Raw genomic sequence first — 26058 nt, 5'->3', positions numbered from 1 at the left:
AAATGCTATAAATTCATGCCAATAACTAGGAGGTATCATGTTTGAACTTGGGTGGTTTTCTGCTAAATTATTTTTTAAAGGCAGGCTACTCCGCGACCCCATATATTTTGTGCGACAAATTGCGATCGCAACTGGTATCAATTCCTTAATTTTATTACCACTGGAACAGACTTCAATGCCTTTCTGGTTACCAATCGTCATATCTAGTCTAGCCACAGGTGCAACCATGCCATTTCTCTTGAAAGATTTCAAAACTAAATAGATTATTAGTTGTTTATCTCTAGCAATTGGTCATTAGTCATTTATCTAAAAAACTTGACTTTTGACCTTTCGGCCTTGAAATTTTCCCATTAATGATTGAATTTTGATAAATGAATAAGTTAGAAGAATTAGTGCAAGAAATCAGCCGTTTTGAAGCAATTATATCTGAGTGGAATGAAAGTGAAAAGTATGTGGCTTTAGGTTTAAAGAGAGCTATTGAAGAATTACATAAAACTGCTTTAGAACGGTTAATCAAAAATCTCAAAAAAGAATCTTTATCTGCTTTGCGTCATGCTGTCGATGATGAATTCATTTATGCAGTATTGCTATATCACGAATTAGTCAGACCTCCACAACCGCCTTTAGAAAAACGTATTCAAACAGCTCTTGCAGAAGTACGCCCAGGCTTACAGAGTCATAATGGAGATGTAGAACTAGTAGCAATTAAACTTCCAGATACAGTAGAAGTCAGATTGGTTGGAACTTGCAGTAATTGTCCAGCTTCTACTTTAACTCTCACGCAAGGAATCGAACAGGCTATTAAATCTCATTGCCCAGAGATTACTAAAGTTATTGCTGTGAGTTCTAACTTAAAAGTTGATAATTCCAAGCAAAATTTAATTAATCATCTATCTCAGCTAAAAGGCGCTACCTGGGTGAGAGTGACAACTGTGGAACAAGTGCCAGAATCAGGTATTCTCGAAGTCTCTTTTGCTGGTAATTCCTTAATTTTATATCGTCACGGTATTGATATTATTTGTTATCAAAATGCTTGCGCTCACTTAGGATATACTTTGGATCGAGGTGAAATTGACAATGGTATTCTTACCTGCCCTCATCATGGTTTTAAGTACAACTTAAAAACAGGTGAATGTTTAACAATGCCTGATGTTTCGCTGAAGTTATATCCTGTACAAATTAAAGAAGGTAAAGTTTTTGTTCAACTGCAATCATCAACAGCGAGCTAAAATTTTATCCTGAGATTAGTAACTATTTCTGAAAAATTACACCCACCTGGCTGACAAATTATAGGCGCTACCAATGACAAATGACTAATAACAAATAACAATCTCCACAACTTACAACTGCATTGATTGATTTACATAAACTTGTAATTCTGTCCCAGCAGGTAAAAACCAAATATTGGTTCGTTGCATTAATTGAGAGATAGCTTGTTGATTACGTTGTGTAATTTGAGGAACTAGAGAATTGATACCACCTTCTAAAACTCCAGTCAAAATGTTCCTTTTAGGATTAGTGTTACTCACCACAGTACTACCAGAGGTTGTAGTAATCACTTGAGATTCAGTACGGTTTGATAAATCTGCAAGTTTACCCAATCCACCCAAGATAAATAGTCCCGCATCCATACCAGCAATAGATCCATTTCCCTGGGAAAATTGATTTGCTATTAGGGGTTTTCCATGAGGTGCGCGAATTGTTAATGCATTGCTAGGTAGGCTGATTTCGGTGATGTTTTGATTACTTTGGGAAACAACTTTCAAAACATTGAGCTTTAATAAACCCTGCTCAGAGATAGAATTAATTTCAGTTAATAATTCGGTGGTTTTAGATAGTGCGATCGCACCATCTACAGATTTTAATGGCTCTTTCAACCGTACCACAAATAAGTTTTTGCCACTTTCGTCATTGTTACCGCTAGAACTAGATCTGCTAGTTTCCCCAAATACTGCTGTTGCTAAAACAGCTTTAGCGCTACTTCCTACCGCTAAAGATTTTGGCATTTTTTGAACTGGAGTTGCTACAGGAGATGATTGTACTGGGGTTTGATTGATTGGGGAATTTATTATTGATGACTGTAAACTAGGATTTCTTGGAGGTTGATAACTAGTAGGATTAATATTGGGTTGCTCGTTTGCCTGATTAGAGGGATTTGGCTGTGTTTGAGGTGGGGGTGCATTTGGTGTAGGTGATGGCTTTGTACTCCCCAATAGTTGAGAGGTAGATTTTGTCGATGTGCGCTGTGATTTCGGTGCAACTTTAACAGCAATAAGTTTGGGTTGAGAATTAGCTAATTGCACAGAGTATTTGCTTGGAATACTCCGAGGCACATAAACTGTTGGCAGTAATGTTGCTGTTCTTGTTTGTACGACTTGTAGTTTATCTCTAGAAACCACTGAAGGTTTCATCTGAGAAGCTGATTGATTAATCAATTTTGGTGGCTGTATTAATAGGCTTCTCAGTTCTTGTTGCGCGGCTTTGACTTCTTTGACTTGTTCTGTAAGCGCTAATTTGGTTTTGAGAGTTTCTATTTCTGAAATTCGAGAATCTGTTTCGTTTTGAGGTAGCGATCGCACTTCTAAAACACCAGTCTTTTTTTGAACTGGCTTTTGGCTATTACTACCCATCAACTGCAGCAGAAAAACACTAACCAATAAAACTATAGATAAAGTAGCAGTGCCAACTAAAATAACTTTTGCAAAAGGATTAGATGAAACAGATTGCTTAGTTGCAACTACTTCTGATGTAATAGGGAATGCTTCTGAGACGTTTGATGTTTGTATTTCCTCTATATCAGAAAGATGTTCTTCAAGTCCAACTAATTTTGCTATCTGTGTTTCCCAATCAGAAGATTCTACTTCTATGTTTTTTACAGATTCATCCTGAGATAGCAGATTAACTATGTTTGATGAATGGGTATCTGTAACAATTAAATTTTGATTCATATTATATCAATTAAATTTTCAAACAAAGGGATATTTTTTTGAAAAAAATACAACTTAATTACACATTTTTACTAGATTGGTTGTAGCTAATGTATGATGTTATATATAAGTTTAATAAAAGCAATATCTTTTTATTTAATGTTAATTATCTGATGATGCAATCTTTCTCCCTAACAAATCTGGTTGGGAACTAGTGCGTAAAAGTCTGGCTGCTTCTACAGCAGTATCTACTCTGCGAAAGTGATTTGCATCTTCAATTTACTGAGAGAGATTAGCAAATTTAAATTAGAATATTGCAGAAAAATTAACCAAAGTACCAGCAGTGATTGGATCTGGTATATTTAATTGTCCTGTAGACTGATTGATTGATTGCATTTCCAGCTTGAATTTCTACAGGCTTTAATGTTTGCCGCAAGTTATTTCTCAGATAGGTTTGTAAATTTCCAGAATATGATTGGAACTCCTGCCAAACTCTACCTAATTTTGCCATAGATGGCATCGCAATTAGCCATCCTAAACTAATCGTAAAAAAATAGACTTTTGCATCACACTAATTAATTTACGGTATTTAATCATTCAAATTGCTACTTTGTCCATTACCCACAATACCTAATACATTCATCGGCGAAATTTTCAAGTGATCTAAAGTTTGTTCTACTTTGGCAGAATCTGTTTTATCAATCCTAACTACTAATAAAATCCCATCAGTATTTGGTGCTAGCAAGCTAGCATCAGCTAACCCTAGTAAGGGAGGAGTGTCATAAATTACTAAATCAAAGTTATTATGGAAATCTGCCATCAAGCGTTTCATCTTCTCAGATGAAAGCAACTTTGTGGGATCAGGAGGTATGGGGCCAGCCGTGAGCACTGATAATTGGCTCATAGAAGGTAATTTACGAATTACTTCCTCTGGTGGTAAATTTGTAGAAATTAAATTACTTAATCCCCATAAATTATTTAAATGTGACAGAGAGTGAATTACAGGCTGACGCAGATTTGCGTCTACAAGTAGTACTCTTTGCCCCATTGCTGTAGCTATTTGCGCTAAATGGAAAGCAACTGTAGACTTGCCATCACCAGACATAGCTGAACTAATAATGATAGAGCGCATCTGGCGATCGCAACTGAGAAGTTGAATATTTGTATAAAGTACCCGTAAAGCTTCTAAAAATTGTACAGAATGATTGCTGTAGTTTTGAGCTGGTATGACTGCTAATCCAGGAATGCTTTCAGAGGGAAAATTTGGGATTCTGGCTACGGTAATATTTCCTTCAGAGCCAGGGGATTGACTAATGTGCAGTTGCTTTTCAAAGGGAATATTACCTAATAATGGTAGCTTCAGCTTGTCCTTGAGATCATTGGTGCTATGGTAGGTATTGTCAATCTTTTCAATCAGGACAGCAACACCTATTCCTGCTACTAAACTCGTAATCAATCCCATGATTAAATTACGTTTTATATCAGAACTAGTAGCAGGAAATTGAGGTTGAATTGGCATCTTCAGTAATTGCCAACCCAATTCTGTCTGGGATATCCGAATTTGGAGATCTTCACGAGTAGATAAAAAACGATTGAGGCTTTCTGTAGTGATCTGTAATTTTCTTTGTAGTGCGTTATGTTGCCTTGCCAAAGCTGGCAATGTCTTGCGTTTCTGTTCAAGTTTTTGTATTGTTTTGTCTATCTCCTGCCCTTGCACCTCTAGGGTTTGAACTTGTGTTGCGATCTCAGAAAGCTTTACATCCATAAAGCGTTGTGCTTCATTACGCAGCAACGGCAATAAACTTTCTCGTTTAGCTTGCAACGTTTGAATTGTGGGATTTTCTGATTGTAGCCGCGTTGACTCTTGGGCAATTTGAGCATCTAATTGACGAATCTGAGTTAGTAACTGCTGATATAAAACAGCATTATTAAGTGCAGATGTTGCTCCGTCTTTTCCTTTAATAATATCTAAGTTAGACCGAGCTTCCCCCAACTGCATATCAATATTTTGTCGTTGTTCAGACAATTTGGCTATTTGCTCATCTACTTGCTTCGCCTCAGCTTCTGGGTCGTTAAATTTGTAATTTAGCCGAAAACTTTGCAATTCTCTTTGGATATTATCCACTCGATTCTGTAAATAAGGAAGTTGTCTTTCAACGAACTGAATTCCTTGGCGTAGTTTCGTTTGCCGCCTTTCTTGGCTGTATTCTACATACTCTTGAGAAATTTTGTCTAATACAACTTTAATTTTTTTGGGATCTGTACCGCGATATTTAACCTCTATAATTTTGGTTTCACCTAAACGATTAATCTGCAAGCCATTGATTAGCTCATCATAACTAATGTCTGGATAATAGGGTTTTATATGTTTAACGATCCCCCCTATTAATTCAGGGCTTTTTAGAACCTGAATTTGGCTATCATAATCTAGATTACTTTTACTTGTTGAGTTAGCATCTTTGACAACATCCACTACTTTACTGTCATCATTCACAGGTTCAACTAGCAACTGAAAACTACTTTCATACTCTGGTTGCTTTTGATTGAACCTCATATTAAAAGCAGAAGCTAGCATCACAACCGTAGATACTCCAACAATCACTAGAAATCGTCGCCTGATTAGACCGATAAATTCACGAAAATTCCAACCTTTTTCTGGATCTTCCATCTCGGGGAAAGGTTGTGACAAGTAAGATGCTGGTACAGAATTTCTATTCCGGTCATAATCCGAGAATTGATAAGGATGATTCTCCATCATTTATAAATATTGGGTAATTAGAAAAGGAAATTTCAGATAACAGGTTTAAAATTATTAATTATGCAGCAACTAACAGCTTAATTGAAGCCTACTCTAGAAAGTTATTTCTGTACTAAGTTTAGAGGTTGGCAGTTTTTTAATAAGGCTGTATATGGAATAAGCTGAGTGCTATCTGTGAGTAAACAAGCTTTGGTCAACTATATCAGTAGTTTAACGATTAAATTATAAGTGAGTAACATACGTATTAATATATTAATTTTATGAAGTTCATAATATTTATAAAAAATCCTACTTGCTTTTTAAGCATTTAAGCTCTCTAGAAACTTGCCATGTACAAGTTTTATTCTCAGTATGCTTGACGATAGTTGAGTAAGCTTTTTGTATTTCCAATACAAAAAGCTTTGTTAGCTCGACTTTACTATTACAATTCATCCAAATTATTTTTAGTACTTGCGGTTTATTGTTAGATGTTTCCATAATCTGCTTTCAGATATTTAATCTGACCTGCTAGCATAGCCTTTTTAAAGGTTATATATAACTCTTATATAACTAGATAATTATAATTGTTTGGTATAAAAAAATACTGATAATCTTTTTGAAAATTAATTTCTATAAGCAATTTATCTTTTGTGATTTATTCTTATAAAATAAAAATATGATCTTTAAATCTTCCTTAAGATAGTAAATATTATGGAAAAAAACTCTAAAAAGACTTGTAGCTGAGGTATGAAAAGTTACTATGTTATAATAGATATGGAACCTGAGAGGTAACTTATATCACTAAATACTTATTGCCTCTATATAATAGTTGAAATTTACCTTAAATGTTTAAAATCGATAATTTTTGGCTGATTTTTGAATTTACAAATTTTACATAATCTTGACCATACTGCTGAATACTGAATTTAAATTTAACTCCTACAGCGAAAATACTCTAAAAACAATGTAATTTTATATACAATTACTTAGCTGATCAAAAAAATATCTCAGTTGTATACATAGTTATTTTATAAAGATTATGTATGAAATTTTTTGTGAAATCATGAATTTATGATGAAGTACGCACGTAAATTGGAAACATGGTATTGTAATTAGAGGTTAGACGTGATGAGCAATTATAAGCCTAAAGTTCTTAAGGGTTTGTAGTTGTTTAATAATCGCTAAAGCAACTGAAACAAGTAGTTTTTGCAATTGTGATTGTCATTTGGAAGCTTTCTTTAACCCCAAGTTACATTTAACGAAGAAATAATTAATAGAAACAATGATGTGAAGAAAGAGAAACGAATTCAAAATCTAATACCAATTGTTCTATATCTAAAGATTCCGCATCAAGTTTGATTTCTGGAAAAATACCGTAGAACTCTAATCCTCTTCTTGTGTGTTCCATTCTCAGAGTTAACTGTTCCCTAATATCTACGAGTAAGTACAAAAATCAAAATTGATTCTTAAAGCAGAATACTTAGATAATTAATAGCCTGGAAAGAGCTAAAGAAGAAAGTAATAAGATAAATTTAACTGCCTTCTTAAACAAAGCTTTCTAGTTCATAAACCTAATACTACTACTCCTATTTCTCCTTTAATTAAGATTTACGTTTTGCTAGGATATTTAGGAAATAGTTTTCTCATTTCAAGTTTTGGGAACATAGTTTAGATTGTAATTATTTTTTACTATGCTTGTGTTAGGTGTAGAATTTGCCTTATATAACTTGAAGATATAGCTGCAGGTATATATAGATGATTTTCTAAAACCTGTTGACTAATGTATTGACATGGAATTAAAGCAGGCTGGGTTCCATATAAATTAATAGACTCAGCGCCACTTTAAAGCAAGATTTACACTATAGGATAGGCCGATGAGACTTAATGAATGGATTAATCAAAAATTCTTTCCATCCATTTCTACTCAATTAGAACCAAAAGAACAGCTTTCTTTCAAGACTCATAAATCCTTGAAATTATCTGTAATCACTCAGTTTTTTCCTCCAGACTATGCAGCTACGGGACAGTTAGTGGAAGAACTAGTGAGAAATTTAGGTCAACAAGGAGTAGATGTTGAGGTTTTTACCAGCCAACCAGGGTATGCGTTTCAGTCAGCTAGTGCACCCTCTGTTGAGCGTCAGGGTAGAGTAAGAATTCAGCGATCGCGTACAGCGCAGCTTTGGCCGGGACGAATTCGTGGTAAGGCCATCAATGGTGTTTTATATACTGTGCGTGCTTTCCTCTATCTCATAAGAGGCTGGAGGCGCAGTAATTTATTGTTATTGACTACAGCACCTCCATTTTTGCCAATTGTTGGATATCTAGCGCATAAATTTTTCCGATTGTCCTATGTCTGCATATTGTATGACCTCTATCCAGACATTGCGATCGCCCTCGGAGTCATCTCCAAACATAACTGGATGACCAGATTATGGCAAAAACTCAATCAGCAAATTTGGCTCAATGCTAAGGGCATCATAGTGCTGAGTCCTGGGATGAAACAAAGAGTGGTAGCACATTGCCCACAGATAGCTGATAAGGTTTCTGTAATTCACAGTTGGGCAGATCCGGAATGGATTAAGCCCATTGATAAACATAAAAACTGGTTTGCATGGAAGTATAATCTTGTCAACAAATTTACCGTACTTTATTCCGGTAATATGGGTCGCTGTCATGACATAGATACTATTGTGCAAGCAGCTAGATATCTGCATGATGAACCAATCCAGTTTGTTTGTATTGGTGGGGGAGCAAAACGGAACGAGCTAATCGAGGAAGTGAAGGTATTAGGGTTGAAAAACTTCTTGTTTTTACCCTATCAGGATCAACAAGTACTTCCCTATTCCTTAACTGCTTGCGATCTAGCGCTAGTAAGTGTAGATGCATCTTCAGAGAGTATGGTCGTTCCTAGTAAGTTGTACTCAGCTTTAGCGTCAGGACGGCCGATAGCAGTGATATGTTCGCAAGATTCTTACTTAAGAGAAATGATTGCAGAAGCCAACTGTGGTGGCACATTTGACAATGGAGACGGATATAGTTTAGCCCAATTTATTCGCTTGCTCTCTCATGATCCCCAACTAGGAGAGAACATGGGTAAGTCGGGTCGTCAATATCTGCGATCACATTTCACACCAAAAATCATATCTAAACAATATCTTGAGGTTCTGAAGCAAGCGATATTTGCTGAAGGTGTGGCTACTCTATCAGAAAGCCGTACCAAGTAAAGGTGGTTGATGGGGCTTTATATGTCAAATTTCTGGTTACTTTTATTTGGTGCATCATCACCATTTTCTGTTCTTTGATTGAACAGTTCAACTTACTGAAGTTTTCCTGAAAATTTATTAGTTTGAAGTGCCATTTTTATCTCATTATTTTGAGATAACCAGCTTGCCAAATAATTTTTATAGCAAGTTATATTTCTTTCATAAAGCAATTCAAACTAATACATAGACATATAGTATAATTTTGCTTTCAGTAACCTATGCCCCATTATAATTGGTAGATTTCATTATTAGGTAGTTCAAAAACAAAGGGAAAATATCGCTAAATTTTTGATTCTTAGTCTTGGATAAACACCAATTTATAGAGCTTTCATCTAGATAACGTCAGACTAGCGGTATTTTGCGACTTTACATGAAACTTCAAAAAATCAGGAACTTATTTATATAAAAAATATTTAATAGGGCTAAAAAAACATGCTATAGTTACTTTTGTAACATTCTTAAAGAGAGTTAATCTATATTAAATTTAACTCAAGACCGAGGTTAAATTATTGGAAAAAATACTTTATCCTATTAAATAAGTTTGTTTTTATACTGATTTTACATGGCTGTTAAATAAAGCGTTTTTATCGCAGATTAGTTGAATAAATTATTTTCAATTTTATGGAGAAGGGCTTTGATGGTCTTATAGATCTCAGTCCCTCCAAACCTAACCTTCCTGATTTTGTTGTCTATTTATTGATATGGGAGGTCAAATTGCAGAGAAGGTGTGACCGAAATCGGAAACGCTCAAAACGGCGTGCTATCTACTGTCCATGTCACGGCTGCTATCTCGATAGCGTCAGCCAAAAATATCAGCTGTATGCTACCCAAGCAGGACAGTTGCAGCAGCGAGGTATAAGTAGGCGTAATGCATTGATGCTAGTAGCTAATCAAGGTGCAGTATTAATAGATGGAGAATGGCTAGAGGCATTTTGGTGCGATCAGTGCCAGCAAACCAAATGGTATCACGTCCATAGGTGCGGTGAGCGGACATATGAACTTTCACTAGCACCAAGAGAGCTTTGGCAACAGGTAACAGGAGTCAATCACCCTGAAGGAAACCCTTCTGTAGGCGAGTTTACTCGCAGACAAGCAAGAGTACTTGGCTATAAAAGTATTAAAGATTTTCATTTTGTAGGTCAGTATTAAAAATCTTCAACCAATACCCAACTTATGAATAGCCAAGAAATTACACAACCAGAATTAGTAATTGAAGCTGGACGTACAGAACAGCAGTATTGGAAAGACCTATGGCGTTATCGCGAGCTATTATATTTTCTTGCTTGGCGTGATATTTTGGTGCGTTACAAACAAACCTTTATTGGTATAGCTTGGGCACTTATTCGGCCATTTTTAACAATGGTAGTGTTTACTGTAGTTTTTGGTAATTTAGCGAAATTACCTTCAGAAGGTGCGCCTTATCCAATTTTGGTGTTTGCTGCTATGTTACCTTGGCAGTTTTTTTCCAATGCTTTAGGTGAGTGCAGTAACAGTTTGATTGCTAATGCCAACCTGATATCTAAGGTCTACTTCCCGCGTTTGATTGTACCTATCAGTGCAGTAACTGTCAGCTTCGTTGACTTTATGATTTCTGGCATAATTTTGCTAGGATTAATGGCTTGGTATAATTTTATTCCTGGTTGGCGAATACTAACATTGCCTTTATTTATAGCTATTGCCTTTGCAGCTTCTATGGGAGTAGGGCTTTGGCTAGCAGCATTAAATGTAGAATATCGAGATTTCCGCTATATTGTGCCATTTATTATGCAATTTGGCCTATATATATCACCAGTAGGCTTTAGTAGTAGTGTTGTCCCAGAAAAGTGGCGTTTACTCTATTCTTTAAACCCAATGGTGGGGGTAATTGATGGTTTTCGCTGGGCAATTATAGGAGGAGATTCAAGTATTTACTTGCCAGGGTTTATATTATCCATGTTATTAGTTATCTTTTTACTGATAACTGGTATCTGGTATTTCCGCAGAATGGAACGGACGTTTGCTGATGTAATTTAGCAAGGAGCAAAGCAGATGTCTGATGTTGTAATTAATGTAGAGAATTTAGGTAAAAAATATATTCTTAGTCATCAGCAGGAGCGTTCTGGACGCTACCGCTACAAGGCTCTGCGTGATGTCATTGCAGATGGAGCTAAATCGCTCGCTCAAAGATTTATCAAGCCTGCTGCGAAAGAATTGTCCAATCCAGCAAGAGAAGAATTTTGGGCATTGAATGATGTTTCCTTTGACATTAAGCAAGGTGAAGCCATTGGTATTATTGGGCGTAATGGTGCTGGTAAATCGACACTTTTAAAAGTTTTAAGCCGCATCACAGAACCAACTACAGGACGTATTGCAATTAAAGGGAGAGTAGCAAGCCTCTTAGAAGTAGGTACAGGATTTCACCCAGAATTAACGGGGAGAGAGAACATCTACCTCAACGGTTCTGTGTTAGGTATGAGTGGATTTGAAATCCGCAAGAAATTTGATGAGATAGTTGCTTTTGCTGAGGTAGAAAAGTTTTTAGACACACCAGTAAAACGCTATTCTTCCGGGATGTATGTGCGCCTTGCTTTTTCTGTAGCAGCCCATTTAGAACCGGAGATTTTAATTGTCGATGAAGTTTTAGCTGTAGGCGATTCTTCCTTTCAAAAGAAATGCTTGGGAAAAATGGGCGATGTCGCTACAAAAGAAGGCCGCACAGTCTTATTTGTGAGTCATAGTATGCAAGCGATCGCTCAGTTAACACAACGTTGTATCCTACTGTCTAAAGGTAAGGTGCAGTTTGAAGGCAATACTGGCAAAGCTGTGCAATTATATCTGGCAGGTCATCAAGACGAAGTAGTTAAATCTGCCTATTATCAAGCACCTGTCAATAAAGCTGGTAACTACGTAGCTTGGGCAAAAGTAGAAACTTCAGAAGGGCAAGGTATTCACTGTTGGGGTAAACCAATTGTTTTTGAGTTTGCGCTCCATGTAGCTCAACCCCATGAAAGTCTCTGGTTCTCTTTTCAAATAGTTAGCGCCCTGCAACAACCCATTTGTATTTTTTGGTATTACGAACCCCAAGCGCCATTTCGACGTGAGCCAGGAACATTTATTATTCGATGTGAAATACCAACATTAAGGTTATATATGGGTTCCTATACCTTAACAACATGGTTTTCTGAGCGTCGTAGCGAAACCCTGCTAGAAAACTTGAGAGGAATTTGCGAGTTTGAAGTTAGTATGCATAATTTCGAGCGCCCAGAATATCAATGGCAACCTGATGAATGTACTTATTTAGAAAAGGCTACATGGAAAATGGTCTAATTATTCAATTAGCAACTAATTAACAAATAACAAACAGCTTTGCATTATCTAGAATTATATTTTTTAAATCCAAGTAACACTCTTACTTGGATTTTTTACGAAATTATATCATTATTTAATTTTATTTATTATTTTTAGTATTAAAAATACTAAGGCGGCAGATAGATAAAAACATAAATTATCCGTAATTACGGATAATTTATGTTTTCTCAGCATGATTGAAATAGGGAAGAAGAATTATTTAATCATAATTTTTATTCCCATTAACTGTTTGATTAAGTAAAGCTAAAAACCATCTTTTATGATATTCCCAAGACGTTATGCCAGATATATTTTGGCATTTTTCTGTAGTTTTCTCTTGGTTGTGAGCCAAGTAAAAGTAGCCTTCCCGCAAAGCTCGGTAGGCTTGAAGCAGGTAAAAAACAACTCTAATACTGCGGTAACATCCCTTGCCTTCAGTGCGGATGGTAAGAAGATAGCAACCGGGACAAATGATTCTCGAATTATCATCTCGGATGCACAAACTGGCCAAGAGCAACGAACCTTAAAAGGAGATGAAGGTCTTCCTGTTACCAAAGTAGCCTTCAATCCCAAAGGCGGTAAGCTTGCTAGTGTGGGTCGAGATACCGTACTGCGGATATGGGATGTAGAAACTGGAGAACAAACCCAAAGTCAGACTGGCCACGAAAACCCTACTAGGACAGTTGCTTACGCTCCTGATGGTTTAATTGCTACAGCAGGCGAAGATACTAGAATCACTTTGTGGAATGGAGATAAAATTCTCCGCATATTGCAGGGTCATCTAGGCTTTGTTAACGACCTTGCTTTTAGCCCAGATGGTAAAAGGTTAGCAAGTTGTTCAGAAGATGGCAGGATTATCCTTTGGGATATAGTGTCTGGTAAAAAAGTCTTGACTCTACGAGGACATGCTGGTGGAGTTACATCGGTAGCATTTAGTCCTCGTGAACAGCTGTTAGCTAGTGGCGGTAAAGATGGTACAGCTAGACTCTGGGATTTAGTCAAGAACACAGGTACGCAAAGCCAAATCCTTGAGGGGACAAGTAAAGTAATTACCACAGTTGCATTCAGCCCCAATGGTAAGTTCTTGGCTGCTGCAGGTGCAGGCGACAGAGCTTTTGTGTGGAACTTAGCAAATGGTAAATTACTCAAAAATCTAGCGAAAAATAAAGCTGCTAAAACAAATATAGTTGCCTTTAATCCAGCTGATGATAACAGCTTGGTTACAGGAGACGATGATGGTGAGATTTCAGATTGGGATGTAACCAAGGGAACTAAAAAGAAAAGTCGCCAAGTACCTGCTAAAATTTCTCAACAAAAGATTTTAAAACCCCAGAAATCTAATAATCAAATCGGCGACGCGAGTGTTATTTCTAGTTCTCAAAATCTCATAGCTGCCATACCATCTCCACCAGGAGGGCCAATTCTGGTAGTGACTAGTAGTACCAACAAATTTGGTGACTACTATGCTGAAATTTTGCGTAATGAAGGATTTAACTACTTTAACGTCAGTGATATTTCCGCAATTACTCCTCAAACGTTAAGCAACTATGATGTTGTCATCCTGGCTGAGATGGCTCTTAACTCGGCTCAAGTGACAACATTTACTGATTGGGTAAACAGTGGTGGTAATTTAATTGCCATGCATCCTGACAAGCAACTTGCTAGTTTGTTAGGTCTAACAGATGCAGGTTCAACCTTAAGTGAAGGCTATTTACTTGTAGACACCTCTAAAGCTCCTGGCAATGGTATTGTCAATCAAACCATCCAGTTTCATGGCACAGCAGACCGCTATAACTTAAATGGTGCTGATAGTGTCGCTACACTCTATAGCAATGCGACAACAGCGACTGCTAATAATAATCCAGCTGTCACACTGCGTAATGTTGGTAGTGGTAAAGCCGCCGCATTTACTTACGATTTAGCGCGTTCAATAGTCTACACTCGTCAAGGTAATCCCGCTTGGGCAGGACAGGAGCGTGATGGATTTTCTCCCATTCGCTCTGATGATCAATTTTATGGTGCTGGCAGCTTAGATTGGGTAAATCTTGATAAGGTTGCTATTCCTCAAGCAGATGAGCAACAGCGCTTATTGGCAAATCTAATTACCAAAATGAACTTGGCTAAAAAGCCACTACCGCATTTCTGGTATTTCCCTAATGGTAAAAAAGCTGTTGTACTTATGAGCGGTGACGATCATGGCAATGGCGGAACTATACCTCGTTTTGACCAGTATATAAATTTGAGCCCAACTAATTGTTCAGTTGACAATTGGGAGTGTATCCGTGGTACTTCCTATGTCTACACTACTGTACCTTTCACCAACACTCAAGCAGCATCTTATAACACAAATGGCTTTGAAATTGCCTTACATGTTAATACAGGCTGTGCAGATTACACAACGACTTCACTGAATACTAATTACACCCAGCAACTTAGTGCATTTAGCACTAAGTTTCCTAGCCTACCTGCACCTACAACCCAAAGGCACCATTGTCTGGTTTGGAGTGACTGGTCTAGCACACCAGAAGTAGAGTTGAGTAAAGGAATACGGCTTGACACAACGTACTACTACTGGCCACCCACTTGGGTTTTGGATCGCCCCGGATTCTTTACTGGTAGTGGTATGCCAATGCGCCTGACTAAGTTAGATGGTACAGTCATTGACGTATACAAGGCAGCTACACAAATGACTGATGAATCAGGGCAGTCATTTCCTTATACTGTCAATACACTACTAGATCGGGCTATAGGCGCAGAAGGATACTACGGTATTTTTACTGTTAATGCTCACACAGATAACAGTAATACAGGTTCTCAACAAGAATCGGATGATGTTGTCGCCTCAGCTAAAGCTCGTGGTGTACCAGTTGTTTCTGCTCGTCAAGTGCTAACTTGGCTTGATGCTCATAACAATTCGACCTTTGGCTCTATAGTATGGACTCCTGGCCAGACAAATCCCCAGACTAGCAGCACATTGAGCTTTAACATCACCAAAGCTACTGGTGCAACTGGTTTACAAGCAATGCTACCAATTAGGTCTAGCAACGGTATCCTCAGCAGTATTACTCGTAACGGCAGCACTGTTTATACGCCATCTACTGGCAAGACTGAGGGTATAAAAGGTATTGAGTATGCGATTTTCTCTGTTGATACTGGTAATTACGTTGCTACTTATGACCCAGACACAACATCTCCACAGGTCATAACGGATATTACACTTTCTCCTCCATCCCCTGCTAATGGAGCAACAAACGTAACTGTTGGCACCACAGTGTCAGCTACTTTTAACGAAGCAATTGATCCGGCAACAATTAATACCAGTTCCTTTGAATTGAGAGACTCATCGAACGCGTTGGTAACTGCTACGGTCACCTATGATGCTGCAACGCGTACTGCTAAATTGAATCCGATCGCAAATTTGTCCAATAACACTACCTATACTGCTACCTTGAAAAGCGGAATAGTCAAGGATCAAGCAGCTAATGCTTTAGCAGCTAACTTTACTTGGTCTTTTACTACCGCAGGATTAGTTTGTTCTGAGCAGCAACCTTGTAGTATTTGGACGACTTCGACAGTTCCAACCAACCAATCGGAAAACGACAACAATGCTGTAGAACTGGGAGTCAAGTTCCGTTCAGATATCGATGGCTACATAACTGGTATTCGCTTCTACAAAGGTAATACCAACACAGGCAACTATACTGTTAACCTGTGGAACAGCAATGGCCAGAATCTAGGTGCAGCAAGTATTAACAGTTTGAGTGCTTCCGGTTGGCAACAAGCCAAATTTGCTAGTCCAGTAGCAATTACTGCTAACACCACGTATGTAGCTTCCTATTACACAAGTATTGGCAGATACGCATCTGATAATAGTTTCTTTGCTAGTTCTGGTGTGGTGAAAGCACCATTAACCGCCTTAAGTAATAGTGCAGGTGGAGGTAATGGTGTTTACAAATATGGTAGTAGCGGATTTCCCAACAATACTTATCAATCCAGCAACTACTGGGTAGATGTTTTATTCAGCACTACTGTAGCTACAGATACAACACCTCCCACAGTTATTTCCACCACTCCTAGTAACAGTGCTACAGGTATTGCTATTAACACAACAGTCAAAGCTGCCTTTAGTGAAGCTATGAATTCGGCAACTATTAGTAGTAGCACTTTTCAGTTGCTGGGCCCAAACAACACAGCAGTAAATGCTGGTGTTATTTATGATGCGTCAACCAAGACGGCAACACTGACACCAAGCACCGCCTTGGCAGCTAATACTTCCTATACTGCTACTATTACTAGTGGGGTAAAAGACATTGCAGGTAATGCCTTAGCACAGAACTATATCTGGTCATTTACTACAGGTAGTGGAATCACCCTTTGGGATAACTCAATCACTCCAGCTGTATTACAAGACTCAGATACTAATGCAGTCAACTTAGGTGTGAAGTTCCGCGCCGACGTGAATGGTTATATCAAGGCTATTCGTTTCTACAAAGGAAACAGTAATACAGCAAACTATACTGTCAACCTTTGGGACAACAGTTCTCAGACAAGTATAGGAACTGCTTCTGTAAGTAATGTGAGTGGTACTGGCTGGCAGACAGTTAACTTTACTACCCCAGTAGCAATTACAGCTAATACAGTGTATGTAGCTTCTTACTTAACAACTATTGGTCGTTATTCAGTTAACCAGAATTACTTTGCCAACGCTGGTGTCGATACTGCACCACTTCATGCATTGCAAAATGGCGTGAATGGAGGTAATGGAGTTTATCGTTACAGTTCAACGGTTGGCTTTCCTAACTCAACTTATCAATCCAGCAACTATTGGGTGGATGTTGTGTTTAGTACAACACCTTAGGATGACGCACATATAGAAAACAGGAGGTAAAAAATAGTTTTTAAATCAAAACTATTTTTTACCTCTTTGTTTATTCACTGGCAAAAATTTTGACGTGAATCTAATCAGGAACTAGCCATCTACCAAAACTATTTCCCACAATCACTAGTTTTTGGAAGAATCATACTTATGAGAAGCATTTTATTTATTACTTCAGTTACAAATTTACGGTTACTAATTAATAAAGTAAAAAATATAACAAATTTACGACTCTTAGAAAACAACTGGTGTAGTCCAAGATTGTTATTTAGCGGTTACTACCAACCTGTAAAGGAAAAGGCAGCTGTATGAGAAAGTGGATGCGCGCGATCGCAATAGCTATCATTACGGCGCTACTAACGATCAACCTCAGTGGAGATTATAGACTAGGAATACAGCCTGCGCCTGCCCAAACTAGTACGAACCCAATTGTCGTTGAGAACAATTCAGACGGTAATCCCAAATCTGAATGGGATATTACAGGCGCTGGTAGTTCTAACATTCAAGGTTTTACTGCTGATATCAGTTATAACCTAGGTGATATAGTCAACTTCAAGATTAAAACTAGCACCAATGCTACTAACTACCGCCTTGATATTTATCGTATGGGTTACTACCGTGGGAATGGTGCCCGTAAAGTAGCCACTGTAAATCCTACTACACAGCAGATTTCTGATGCTAAAAGTCAACCTGCTTGTCTGACAAACTCTAGCACTGCACTATATGATTGTGGAAACTGGAAGCAATCTGGAGCTTGGAATATCCCAGCAAACGCCACCTCAGGAATTTATTTTGCCAAGGCGGTAATTACAAGTGGATCGGGTGGAGTAACTGGTGGAGCCAGTCATATTTTCTTCATTGTTCGGGATGACTCAAGTACATCTGATATTCTCTTCCAAACTTCTGATACTACTTGGCAAGCATATAACACTTACGGTGGAGCAAGTCTTTATACTGGTGGGCCAGGCCCCAAAGGTGGTGCTTATAAAGTAAGTTATAACCGTCCGTTCAATACTCGTTCTGTTGATAGCGGTCAGGACTGGGTATTTAATGCTGAATACCCGATGGTGCGTTGGTTAGAGGCTAATGGTTACAATGTTAGCTATTTTACTGGTGTAGATAGCGATCGCTATGGTGATTTGATCAAAAACCATAAGCTGTTCCTATCAGTAGGTCATGACGAGTATTGGTCAAAGCAGCAACGGGCAAAAGTGGAAGCAGCAAGGGATGCAGGTGTAAATCTGGCATTCTTTAGTGGCAATGAAGTCTACTGGAAAACCCGTTGGGAAAATAGTATTGATAGCTCAGGTACGCCCTACCGCACACTGGTTTGTTACAAGGAAACTCACGCTGGCGCAAAAATCGATCCAACACCAGAGTGGACAGGTACTTGGCGTGACCCTCGTTTTAGTCCACCTTCCGATGGCGGTCGTCCAGAAAATCCTTTGACTGGCACGTTATTTACGGTCAATGATGGAGCAACTACAGCTATTCAAGTACCAGCAGCAGACAGCAAGATGCGTTTCTGGCGCAATACAACTATTGCTAACCTGTCAGCTGGAAGTACTGCCACATTGCCTAATGGTACTTTGGGTTACGAATGGGACGAAGATATCGATAACGGTTTTCGGGCTGCTGGCGCGATTCAGATGTCAACAACCACTGTAAATAATGCCCCTGTCCTTACAGACTACGGCTCAAATTTTGGATCTGGTACAGCTATCCATCACTTGATGCTGTACAAATATAAAGGCAGCACTGGTAACAATGCCTTAGTGTTTGGTGCCGGAACAGTCCAGTGGCCCTGGGGGCTGGATGCAAATCATGATCGCACTGTTACACCAACAGATGTGCGGATGCAGCAAGCAACTGTTAACTTGTTTGCTGATATGGGCGTACAACCAGCAACGCTCCAATCTGGTCTAGTGCAAGCTTTTGCTTCAGCTGATATCCTAATTCCCACGTCCACAATTACTTCTCCCACCAATGGCGCATCTGTAGCCAGTAATACTTCAATCACCATCAGTGGTACAGCATCTGATTTTGGTGGCGGTGTCGTCGGTGGTGTAGAAGTATCAGTTGATGGCGGGACAACATGGCATCCAGCAAATGGTCGCGCTAGTTGGAGTTACAGTTGGCAACCTGCAACTGATGGCACATACACCATTAAAAGCCGTGCTATTGATGATAGCGGTAATATTCAAACACCAGAAACACAGATTACTATAACAGTCGCAGCTAGATGTAGCACAAATAAACTCTGTAGCACTATTTGGGATAGTAGCGCTACACCAATTGTGCTGACAGATTCCGAAACTAAAGCAGTAGAACTAGGGGTAAAATTCCGCTCTCAAGTAAGTGGTAATGTTACTGGTATTCGCTTCTATAAAGGGCCGCAAAATACTGGTACACATGTGGGTACTCTATGGAATAGCAGTGGAACCCAACTAGCAAGGGCAACTTTTACCAACGAATCGGCTTCTGGTTGGCAGCAAGTTAATTTCTCTAATCCAGTAGCAATTACGGCAAACACTACTTATGTAGCTTCCTATCATACTAATGTTGGAAGTTATTCCATTAACGAAGGATACTTTGCCAATTCCGGTGTAGATAGCTACCCACTTTATGCCTTGCGTAATGGTGAGAGTGGTGGTAATGGCATTTATGCTTATAATGCTAACCCGACTTTCCCCAGTTCCACTTATAACTCCAGCAACTACTGGGTAGATGTTGTTTTCACTACAAGTACTGTAGCTGACACAACACCGCCAACGGTAACTGCTACAACTCCAAGCAATGGGGCAACAAACGTCAGCACTGCTACAACTGTCACAGCCACCTTTAATGAGGCAATTGATCCAGCAACAATCAACACCAATACCTTTGAGTTACGTAGCCCAAACAGTTTAGTAGCTGCCACTGTTACCTATAACTCAGCAAACAGTAATGCAACGCTCACACCAAGTGCCGCACTCGCAGCAAACACTACCTATACTGTCACAGTTAAAGGTGGTACAACTGACCCACGAGTCAAAGACCAAGCAGGTAATGCTCTAGCAGCAAATTCTAGTTGGTCATTTACTACAGCTGCAGCTGACACCACACCGCCAACAGTAACTGCTGCAACTCCAAGCAATGGAGCAACAAACGTTAGCACTGCTACAACTGTCACAGCCACCTTTAGTGAAGCAATTGATCCAGCAACAATTATTGGCAATACCTTTGAATTACGAAATCAAGCTAATAACACATTAGTAACTGTTACTGTCACCTATGATGCTGCCAGTCGTACAGCTACACTCACACCTAGCAGCCCACTAGCAACTTCTACCACTTATACTGCTACAGTCAAAGGTGGTACAACTGACCCACGAGTCAAGGATATAGCAGGTAATTCTCTAGCCCAAAACTTTACTTGGTCATTTACTACCAGCGCCACATCAATAATTAGTATCTGGGATAACAGTGCTACGCCTGCTATTATCACAGATCCAGACAACTCACCTGTGGAATTAGGTGTGAAATTCCGCTCTAGCGTCAATGGTTATATCAAAGGCATCAGGTTCTACAAGAGTCCCCAAAATACTAATACTCATGTAGGAACTTTGTGGAGTAGCACTGGTACTCAGTTAGCTCAAGTCACTTTTACTAGTGAAACAGCGTCTGGGTGGCAACAGGCAAATTTTGCTACACCAGTAGCGATTACAGCCAACACTACCTACGTTGCTTCATATCACACTAATGTTGGTAAGTATTCTGTAACTGAGAATTTCTTCACTTCTGGTGTGGATAAATCTCCATTACGCGCCTTGAGTAGCAGCGAAAGCGGTGGCAATGGTGTTTATACTTATAATGCCAATCCAGCTTTCCCTACTAACTCTTACGCTGCTAGTAATTATTGGGTAGATGTATTGTTTAGCACTAATCCTTAGCAGTGCTAACTAATGAATTACAAGGCTTAGTTCAAGTTACAATTTTACTGGGGAGTATGCTAAATATAAAAATTTTAGTATGCTCCCATTTTGTTTGCTGGATTTTGAATCACTCAAGAGATAGGAATTCAAAAAATTGTTGAGCCTTATATAAAGGCAGGTATATTATGCCAATAAATGATGATGTAAAGTTGGGTAATAACGTTAAAATTTTTCATACTCAATTAGTCAATCTCTATGGTTGTACTGTTGGGGATGATACGAAAATTGGCACTTTTGTGGAAATTCAAAAAAATGTCCTTGTAGGAAGTAATTGTAAAATTTCATCGCATAGCTTTCTCTGTGAAGGTGTGATTATTGAAGATGAAGTCTTTATTGGGCATGGGGTAATGTTCACTAATGATATTTATCCCCGTGCAGCTAATGAAGATGGTAGTTTAAAAACCGAAGCTGATTGGGATGTAGTTGAGACGGTAGTCAAAAAAGGAGCATCTATTGGTAGTAATGCTACTATTTTGCCAGGAGTAACAATTGGTGAAAGAGCCATTGTTGGGGCTGGAGCAGTAGTTACTACTGATGTTCCTGATTATGCAATTGTAGTAGGAGTACCGGCTCGTGTAATTGGTGATGTACGCGATAATAAAAGAAACTTAGAAATAGCTGCTACAAGTATGAGATAAGGTAGCAACATAGTGAATTATCTGTTTACCAAAGTTAGGAAAATCAATAAATAATCAAGATTTCGATTACCTAAAAAATCCGGTTTTTAGGATATGGATTGCAAAGATGATTCACAATTCAAAAATATCTCTAATTACAATAATTAAGCTTTTATATTTATTCCTAATAATTTGATTTGGCTGATGTATCCCTATTGGTCACATCATTTTTAGATGCTATGGAATATCCAGACTTTGGTATGAGGTGCAAATGTTTAATCAAATCTACCTGCTCAAAAACCCAATCACATCAAAATTTATTTATCTAGTTTCGGTTTTGAGTATTGCCACAGTTTTTGCTAACCCTGCTAATGGTGTACAAATAAAATATGGTAGTCCAGGTAATGTTAGTAAAATTGAGGATTTAGTTGTTGATGATATCGGTTATGATATAACCTTCAAATATGATTCATTTATCAACTTGTTTGGTTCTCCCAATAATTCTGATTTTCAGAAACCTACTTTTTGGGATAATCCTCAAGGAGCAAAAAACTTAGTTGATAGCATTGCCTCCTTACTAAATTTTCAACAAACTGTACCAACACAAATTAATAATTATCCATCAGCCTTGGTTCCATATCGAGGAGCAGTTGCACCCAATGGCACACTTTTTCTTGTCAGTAAGGTCGATAGTTATATTACCAGGTGGGATAATTATCGAGGAGAAAGTCAAGATATTTTCACACGTGGTAATGAACAAGCAAACTATGCAATAGTTAACATCAATCAATCATCTGATGCAGTTCCAGAAGGTAATATGTTAGCTACTGTAATGGCTGGTTTTTTCTTCGTTGTTGGCATGAAGATGCAGAGGAAAATGGCAAAATTAAATCAACAAAACAAATGAGCAAAAGCTGACATTTCATAATTCTTTGTAGATGCTCACAAATACACCCTTAACTACTTGTATGTAAAGTTGAGGGTGTTACAACACCTTTGAAGTAAGTCAGGTACATCATGAGTAATGAGTAATGAGTAAAAAATTTACTTATTACTCATTACTTTTTCAATTAGTTGCTGTACCTCATAAACATCGAATCTGCTGTAATTTTTGGCATATCTGTAGATAGCCAGAATTTCTATTTCATCTCAAATAAAATTCTCTTAGTTAAGAACAATGGGAAGCAACATTAAAATTGGTGTCATTGGCTATGGTTATTGGGGCCCGAATTTAGTTAGAAATTTTTCGGAAATACCAGGAGCAGAAATCAAGACAGTCAGTGATTTTAAACCAGAATTACTGGCAAAGGTACAGGCAAGATATCCCAAAATTAACGTGACAACAGATTGTCGCGATATCTTCACAGATCCGACGATTGATGCGGTGGCGATCGCCACACCAGTCTCTACCCATTTTGATTTGGCTTTAGCTGCATTGAAAGCAGGAAAGCACGTACTGGTAGAAAAACCAATGACTGTCTCTTCTGAGCAAGCACTGCGTTTGATCGATGAGGCTGAAAAACGCAATCTGGTGCTGATGGTAGATCATACCTTTGTCTACACTGGTGCAGTCCGCAAGATGCGGGACTTAGTGGTGACAAATGCTTTAGGTGATATTTATTACTACGATTCTGTACGCGTTAACTTAGGGCTATTCCAGCATGATGTGAACGTGATTTGGGATTTGGCAGTACATGACCTATCAATTATGAACTATGTTCTGCAATCCCAACCTTATGCAGTGTCAGCAACAGGGATTAGCCATGTTCCTGGCGAACCAGAAAATATCGCTTATTTAACTCTGTTTTTTGAAAGCAACTTAATAGCCCACATTCATGTCAACTGGCTCGCACCCGTGAAAGTGCGCCGGACTCTGATTGGTGGTTCCCAAAAGATGATCGTGTTTGATGATTTAGAACCTAGTGAAAAGCTGAAGGTATACGACAAAGGACTGATCCTCAACGGTCATACCGAAAGCGTTTACCAAATGCTAATTGGTTACCGCACAGGTGATATGTGGTCGCCGCAATTAGACATGACAGAAGCATTGCGAACCGAAGGCTTACATTTCATCAATTGTATCCAAACAGGCGATCGCCCCATTACTGATGGGGAAGCAGGACTGCGGGTAGTGAGAATTCTCGAAGCTGCAAGCCAGTCCCTCAAGCAACATGGCCGATTAGTTGAACTAAATTTAGCAGAGGTGGCAGCGTGATTCCATTCGTAGATCTCAAAACTCAATATCTCAGCATCAAAGATGAAATTGATACTGCTGTTCTCAAAGTCTTAGAAAGTACTCAATTCGTTTTGGGTAATGAAGTTAAAGCCTTAGAAGCAGAATTTGCTGACTATTGCAACGCAGACTTTGGTATCGCTGTCAATACAGGTACTAGCGCCCTCCATCTAGCATTATTAGCAGCAGGTATTGGTGCAGGCGATGAAGTCATTACTGTACCTTTTACCTTTGTCGCCACAGCAGCCGCGATTTGTTATACCGGAGCCAGACCAGTTTTTGTTGATATCGATCCGATTACCTACACTATAGATGTCAACAAAATCGAACGAGCGATTACTGAACGTACCAAAGCCATTCTGCCTGTACATTTGTATGGTCAACCAGCAGATATGGAACCGATTATGGAAATCGCGCGCCGTCATGGTTTGACAGTAATTGAAGATGCTGCCCAAGCTCATGGTGCAGAATACAAGGGACAGAGGGTAGGTAGTATTGGGGATATTGGCTGCTTTAGTTTTTACCCTGGTAAGAATTTAGGAGCTTATGGTGAAGGTGGGATGATTGTCACTAATAACCCCGAATACACCCACACCATGCAAATGTTACGCGACTGGGGTCAAGAACGCAGATATCACCATGTCCTCAAAGGTTATAACTACCGCATGGATGGTATCCAAGGGGCAATTTTACGGGTGAAATTACGCTATATCGAAGAGTGGACAGAAGCTAGAAGAACACACGCCGCCCAGTACAATCAACTTTTAGCCAATACTGGTTTAACTACACCTGTAGCCTTACCTCATAATCGCCATGTTTATCATGTCTATGCAGTGCGGACTTCCCAAAGGGAATGGCTACAGCAACAGCTAAATGCACAAGAAATTCAAACAGGGATTCATTACCCCATCCCAGTTCACCTACAAACAGCTTACTCTGATTTAGATTACAAACCAGGTGATTTTCCCCACTCAGAATTAGCCGCTAGAGAAGTGCTTTCCTTACCCATGTATGCTGAACTCACAGCTACACAGGTGAGCAAAGTAGCTAATAGTCTCCAAAACATTCTGCAGGGAGTGGCTGTTTAATGAGCGATCGCCGTCCTGGTTTAAATCCCCATCGCCTTGTTTCCTTGGTACGCCAAGCTGTTGAGGGTTGTGATTTGCAATTGCAAAACGCGATCGTGCTGACAGAAGCCGCAACAGGGGCCTATGCAGTGACACCAATTGTAGCTGCGATCGCTGGAGCCGAGAAAGTCTTGGCGATCGCCAAGACTACCCGCTATGGTACCGTAGAGCAAGTGCAAGCTTTGACAAAGCAACTAGCTGATATTGCCGGAGTCAGCGACCGCATTGAATTTATCGCCGAAAAAACTCCAGATATTGTTGCTCAAGCCGATATCATTACCAACAGCGGCCATGTTCGCCCCATCAATGCAGAGATGATTGGTTGGATGAAACCGAATGCTGTCATTGGCTTAATGTACGAAGCTTGGGAATTTAGACCAGAAGACTTGGATCTAATTACCTGTCGTCTCAAAGGTATCCAGGTTGTAGGGGTGAACGAACGTCATCCAGCAGTAGATGTCTTTTCCTTTTTGGGAATTATGGCAGTCAAACAATTGCTGGATGCCGGAATTTCCGTTTACACCAGCAATATTTTATTGTTATGTGATAACCCTTTTCAGCGATTTATTGAGCGTGGTTTAGTCCAAGCTGGTGCCACAGTAGATACTGTTGATAGCCTTGCCACTGCATCCATCAATAAAAACTACGATGCCATTCTCGTAGCTTTACAACCACGCCTAGAACCAATACTAGGCGCTAAAGATGCGGCAGCGATCGCTAAATATTGGACAGGTACATTAGTTGCTCAATATTGGGGAGACATCGAGCGATCGGCTTTTGCTGCCCAAAATATCCCCGTATCTCCAGAAATTGAGCCAAAACCAGGACACATGGGCATTCTCCCATCAGCCGTGGGGCCAGAACCAATTGTACGTCTGCAGACAGGCGGACTCAAAGCTGCTGAAGTGATTTGGCGGCAATCTTTCCAACCGCAAACATCTGGTTTGGAATTTGTGCAACTCCTGTGAGGAATTAGT

16 protein-coding genes are annotated in these 26058 nt (G+C 39.1%); 13 read left to right on the top strand and 3 right to left on the bottom strand.

Annotated features, from left to right (window positions below):
• The first annotated feature begins 37 nt into the window (after positions 1–37).
• Together HG267_RS08180 and HG267_RS08175 are read left to right on the top strand one after the other, a co-directional pair.
• Positions 38–262: a hypothetical protein gene (locus HG267_RS08180; protein ID WP_045872857.1), complete on the top strand. Its 225-nt coding sequence runs from the start codon at positions 38–40 to the stop codon at positions 260–262.
• A gap of 109 nt (positions 263–371) precedes the next feature.
• Entirely contained in the window at positions 372–1229 is an 858-nt protein-coding gene (locus tag HG267_RS08175; RefSeq protein ID WP_045872856.1) for a Fe-S cluster biogenesis protein NfuA, read from the top strand.
• Positions 1230–1340: 111 nt separating this feature from the next.
• Here the strand turns inward: HG267_RS08175 and HG267_RS08170 are convergent, their stop codons facing one another.
• From HG267_RS08170 to HG267_RS08160, 3 genes are all read right to left on the bottom strand, one after another.
• On the bottom strand, positions 1341–2948 hold the full coding sequence (locus HG267_RS08170) for a TrbI/VirB10 family protein (protein WP_045872855.1): 1608 nt from the start codon (positions 2946–2948) through the stop codon (positions 1341–1343).
• A 304-nt stretch (positions 2949–3252) separates the two neighbouring features.
• Positions 3253–3438, bottom strand: a complete 186-nt coding sequence (locus HG267_RS08165) for a hypothetical protein (RefSeq protein ID WP_045872854.1) — start codon at positions 3436–3438, stop codon at positions 3253–3255.
• Positions 3439–3516: 78 nt separating this feature from the next.
• Positions 3517–5682 (bottom strand): GumC family protein, encoded by a 2166-nt coding sequence (locus HG267_RS08160; protein WP_045872853.1) that lies wholly within the window; start codon positions 5680–5682, stop codon positions 3517–3519.
• Positions 5683–7538: 1856 nt separating this feature from the next.
• Between HG267_RS08160 and HG267_RS08155 the strand changes: the two genes are divergently transcribed.
• The 11 genes from HG267_RS08155 (at position 7539) to HG267_RS08105 (ending at position 26049) form a co-directional block, all read left to right on the top strand.
• Positions 7539–8888, top strand: a complete 1350-nt coding sequence (locus tag HG267_RS08155) for a glycosyltransferase family 4 protein (protein WP_045872851.1) — start codon at positions 7539–7541, stop codon at positions 8886–8888.
• 753 nt (positions 8889–9641) lie between these two features.
• Positions 9642–10076, top strand: coding sequence for a hypothetical protein (locus HG267_RS08150; protein ID WP_045873022.1), 435 nt, complete (start codon positions 9642–9644; stop codon positions 10074–10076).
• Positions 10077–10100: 24 nt separating this feature from the next.
• The gene (locus HG267_RS08145) at positions 10101–10940 is read left to right on the top strand and encodes an ABC transporter permease (RefSeq protein ID WP_045872850.1); all 840 of its coding nucleotides are present in this window, start codon (positions 10101–10103) and stop codon (positions 10938–10940) included.
• A 15-nt stretch (positions 10941–10955) separates the two neighbouring features.
• A complete protein-coding gene (locus HG267_RS08140) occupies positions 10956–12233 on the top strand; it encodes a polysaccharide ABC transporter ATP-binding protein (protein ID WP_045872849.1) in 1278 nt (425 codons plus the stop codon).
• 301 nt (positions 12234–12534) lie between these two features.
• A complete protein-coding gene (locus HG267_RS08135; protein ID WP_045872848.1) occupies positions 12535–17112 on the top strand; it encodes a DUF4082 domain-containing protein in 4578 nt (1525 codons plus the stop codon).
• Positions 17113–17438: 326 nt separating this feature from the next.
• Positions 17439–21062 (top strand): DUF4082 domain-containing protein, encoded by a 3624-nt coding sequence (locus HG267_RS08130; protein WP_045872847.1) that lies wholly within the window; start codon positions 17439–17441, stop codon positions 21060–21062.
• Between the two features lie 167 nt (positions 21063–21229).
• Positions 21230–21742, top strand: coding sequence for an acyltransferase (locus tag HG267_RS08125; RefSeq protein WP_045872846.1), 513 nt, complete (start codon positions 21230–21232; stop codon positions 21740–21742).
• A 250-nt stretch (positions 21743–21992) separates the two neighbouring features.
• Complete coding sequence (locus HG267_RS08120) at positions 21993–22628, top strand: hypothetical protein (protein WP_045872845.1); 636 nt, start codon at positions 21993–21995, stop codon at positions 22626–22628.
• 270 nt (positions 22629–22898) lie between these two features.
• Positions 22899–23936, top strand: a complete 1038-nt coding sequence (locus HG267_RS08115) for a Gfo/Idh/MocA family protein (protein WP_045872844.1) — start codon at positions 22899–22901, stop codon at positions 23934–23936.
• On the top strand, positions 23933–25042 hold the full coding sequence (locus tag HG267_RS08110) for a DegT/DnrJ/EryC1/StrS family aminotransferase (RefSeq protein WP_045872843.1): 1110 nt from the start codon (positions 23933–23935) through the stop codon (positions 25040–25042). Before HG267_RS08115 ends, HG267_RS08110 begins: the two co-directional genes overlap by 4 nt.
• Positions 25042–26049 carry a hypothetical protein gene (locus HG267_RS08105; RefSeq protein ID WP_045872842.1) on the top strand — a complete coding sequence of 336 codons (1008 nt, stop codon included), beginning with the start codon at positions 25042–25044 and terminating at the stop codon, positions 26047–26049. Before HG267_RS08110 ends, HG267_RS08105 begins: the two co-directional genes overlap by 1 nt.
• Positions 26050–26058 lie beyond the last annotated feature (9 nt).

It is taken from the genome of Tolypothrix sp. PCC 7601, from assembly GCF_025677855.1.
Classification (GTDB): domain Bacteria; phylum Cyanobacteriota; class Cyanobacteriia; order Cyanobacteriales; family Nostocaceae; genus Aulosira; species Aulosira diplosiphon.
The sequence above is the reverse complement of the archived record's forward strand: the minus strand, read 5'-3'. Positions and strand labels throughout refer to the sequence as shown.

What these genes read in the sequence shown, in the direction of transcription:
- HG267_RS08180 (WP_045872857.1), top strand. Translation starts at nt 38, where the DNA reads ATGTTTGAACTTGGGTGGTTTTCTGCTAAATTATTTTTTAAAGGCAGG.
- HG267_RS08175 (WP_045872856.1), top strand. Translation starts at nt 372, where the DNA reads ATGAATAAGTTAGAAGAATTAGTGCAAGAAATCAGCCGTTTTGAAGCA.
- HG267_RS08170 (WP_045872855.1), bottom strand. Translation starts at nt 2,948, where the DNA reads ATGAATCAAAATTTAATTGTTACAGATACCCATTCATCAAACATAGTT.
- HG267_RS08165 (WP_045872854.1), bottom strand. Translation starts at nt 3,438, where the DNA reads ATGGCAAAATTAGGTAGAGTTTGGCAGGAGTTCCAATCATATTCTGGA.
- HG267_RS08160 (WP_045872853.1), bottom strand. Translation starts at nt 5,682, where the DNA reads ATGGAGAATCATCCTTATCAATTCTCGGATTATGACCGGAATAGAAAT.
- HG267_RS08155 (WP_045872851.1), top strand. Translation starts at nt 7,539, where the DNA reads ATGAGACTTAATGAATGGATTAATCAAAAATTCTTTCCATCCATTTCT.
- HG267_RS08145 (WP_045872850.1), top strand. Translation starts at nt 10,101, where the DNA reads ATGAATAGCCAAGAAATTACACAACCAGAATTAGTAATTGAAGCTGGA.
- HG267_RS08140 (WP_045872849.1), top strand. Translation starts at nt 10,956, where the DNA reads ATGTCTGATGTTGTAATTAATGTAGAGAATTTAGGTAAAAAATATATT.
- HG267_RS08135 (WP_045872848.1), top strand. Translation starts at nt 12,535, where the DNA reads ATGATATTCCCAAGACGTTATGCCAGATATATTTTGGCATTTTTCTGT.
- HG267_RS08130 (WP_045872847.1), top strand. Translation starts at nt 17,439, where the DNA reads ATGAGAAAGTGGATGCGCGCGATCGCAATAGCTATCATTACGGCGCTA.
- HG267_RS08125 (WP_045872846.1), top strand. Translation starts at nt 21,230, where the DNA reads ATGCCAATAAATGATGATGTAAAGTTGGGTAATAACGTTAAAATTTTT.
- HG267_RS08120 (WP_045872845.1), top strand. Translation starts at nt 21,993, where the DNA reads ATGTTTAATCAAATCTACCTGCTCAAAAACCCAATCACATCAAAATTT.
- HG267_RS08115 (WP_045872844.1), top strand. Translation starts at nt 22,899, where the DNA reads ATGGGAAGCAACATTAAAATTGGTGTCATTGGCTATGGTTATTGGGGC.
- HG267_RS08105 (WP_045872842.1), top strand. Translation starts at nt 25,042, where the DNA reads ATGAGCGATCGCCGTCCTGGTTTAAATCCCCATCGCCTTGTTTCCTTG.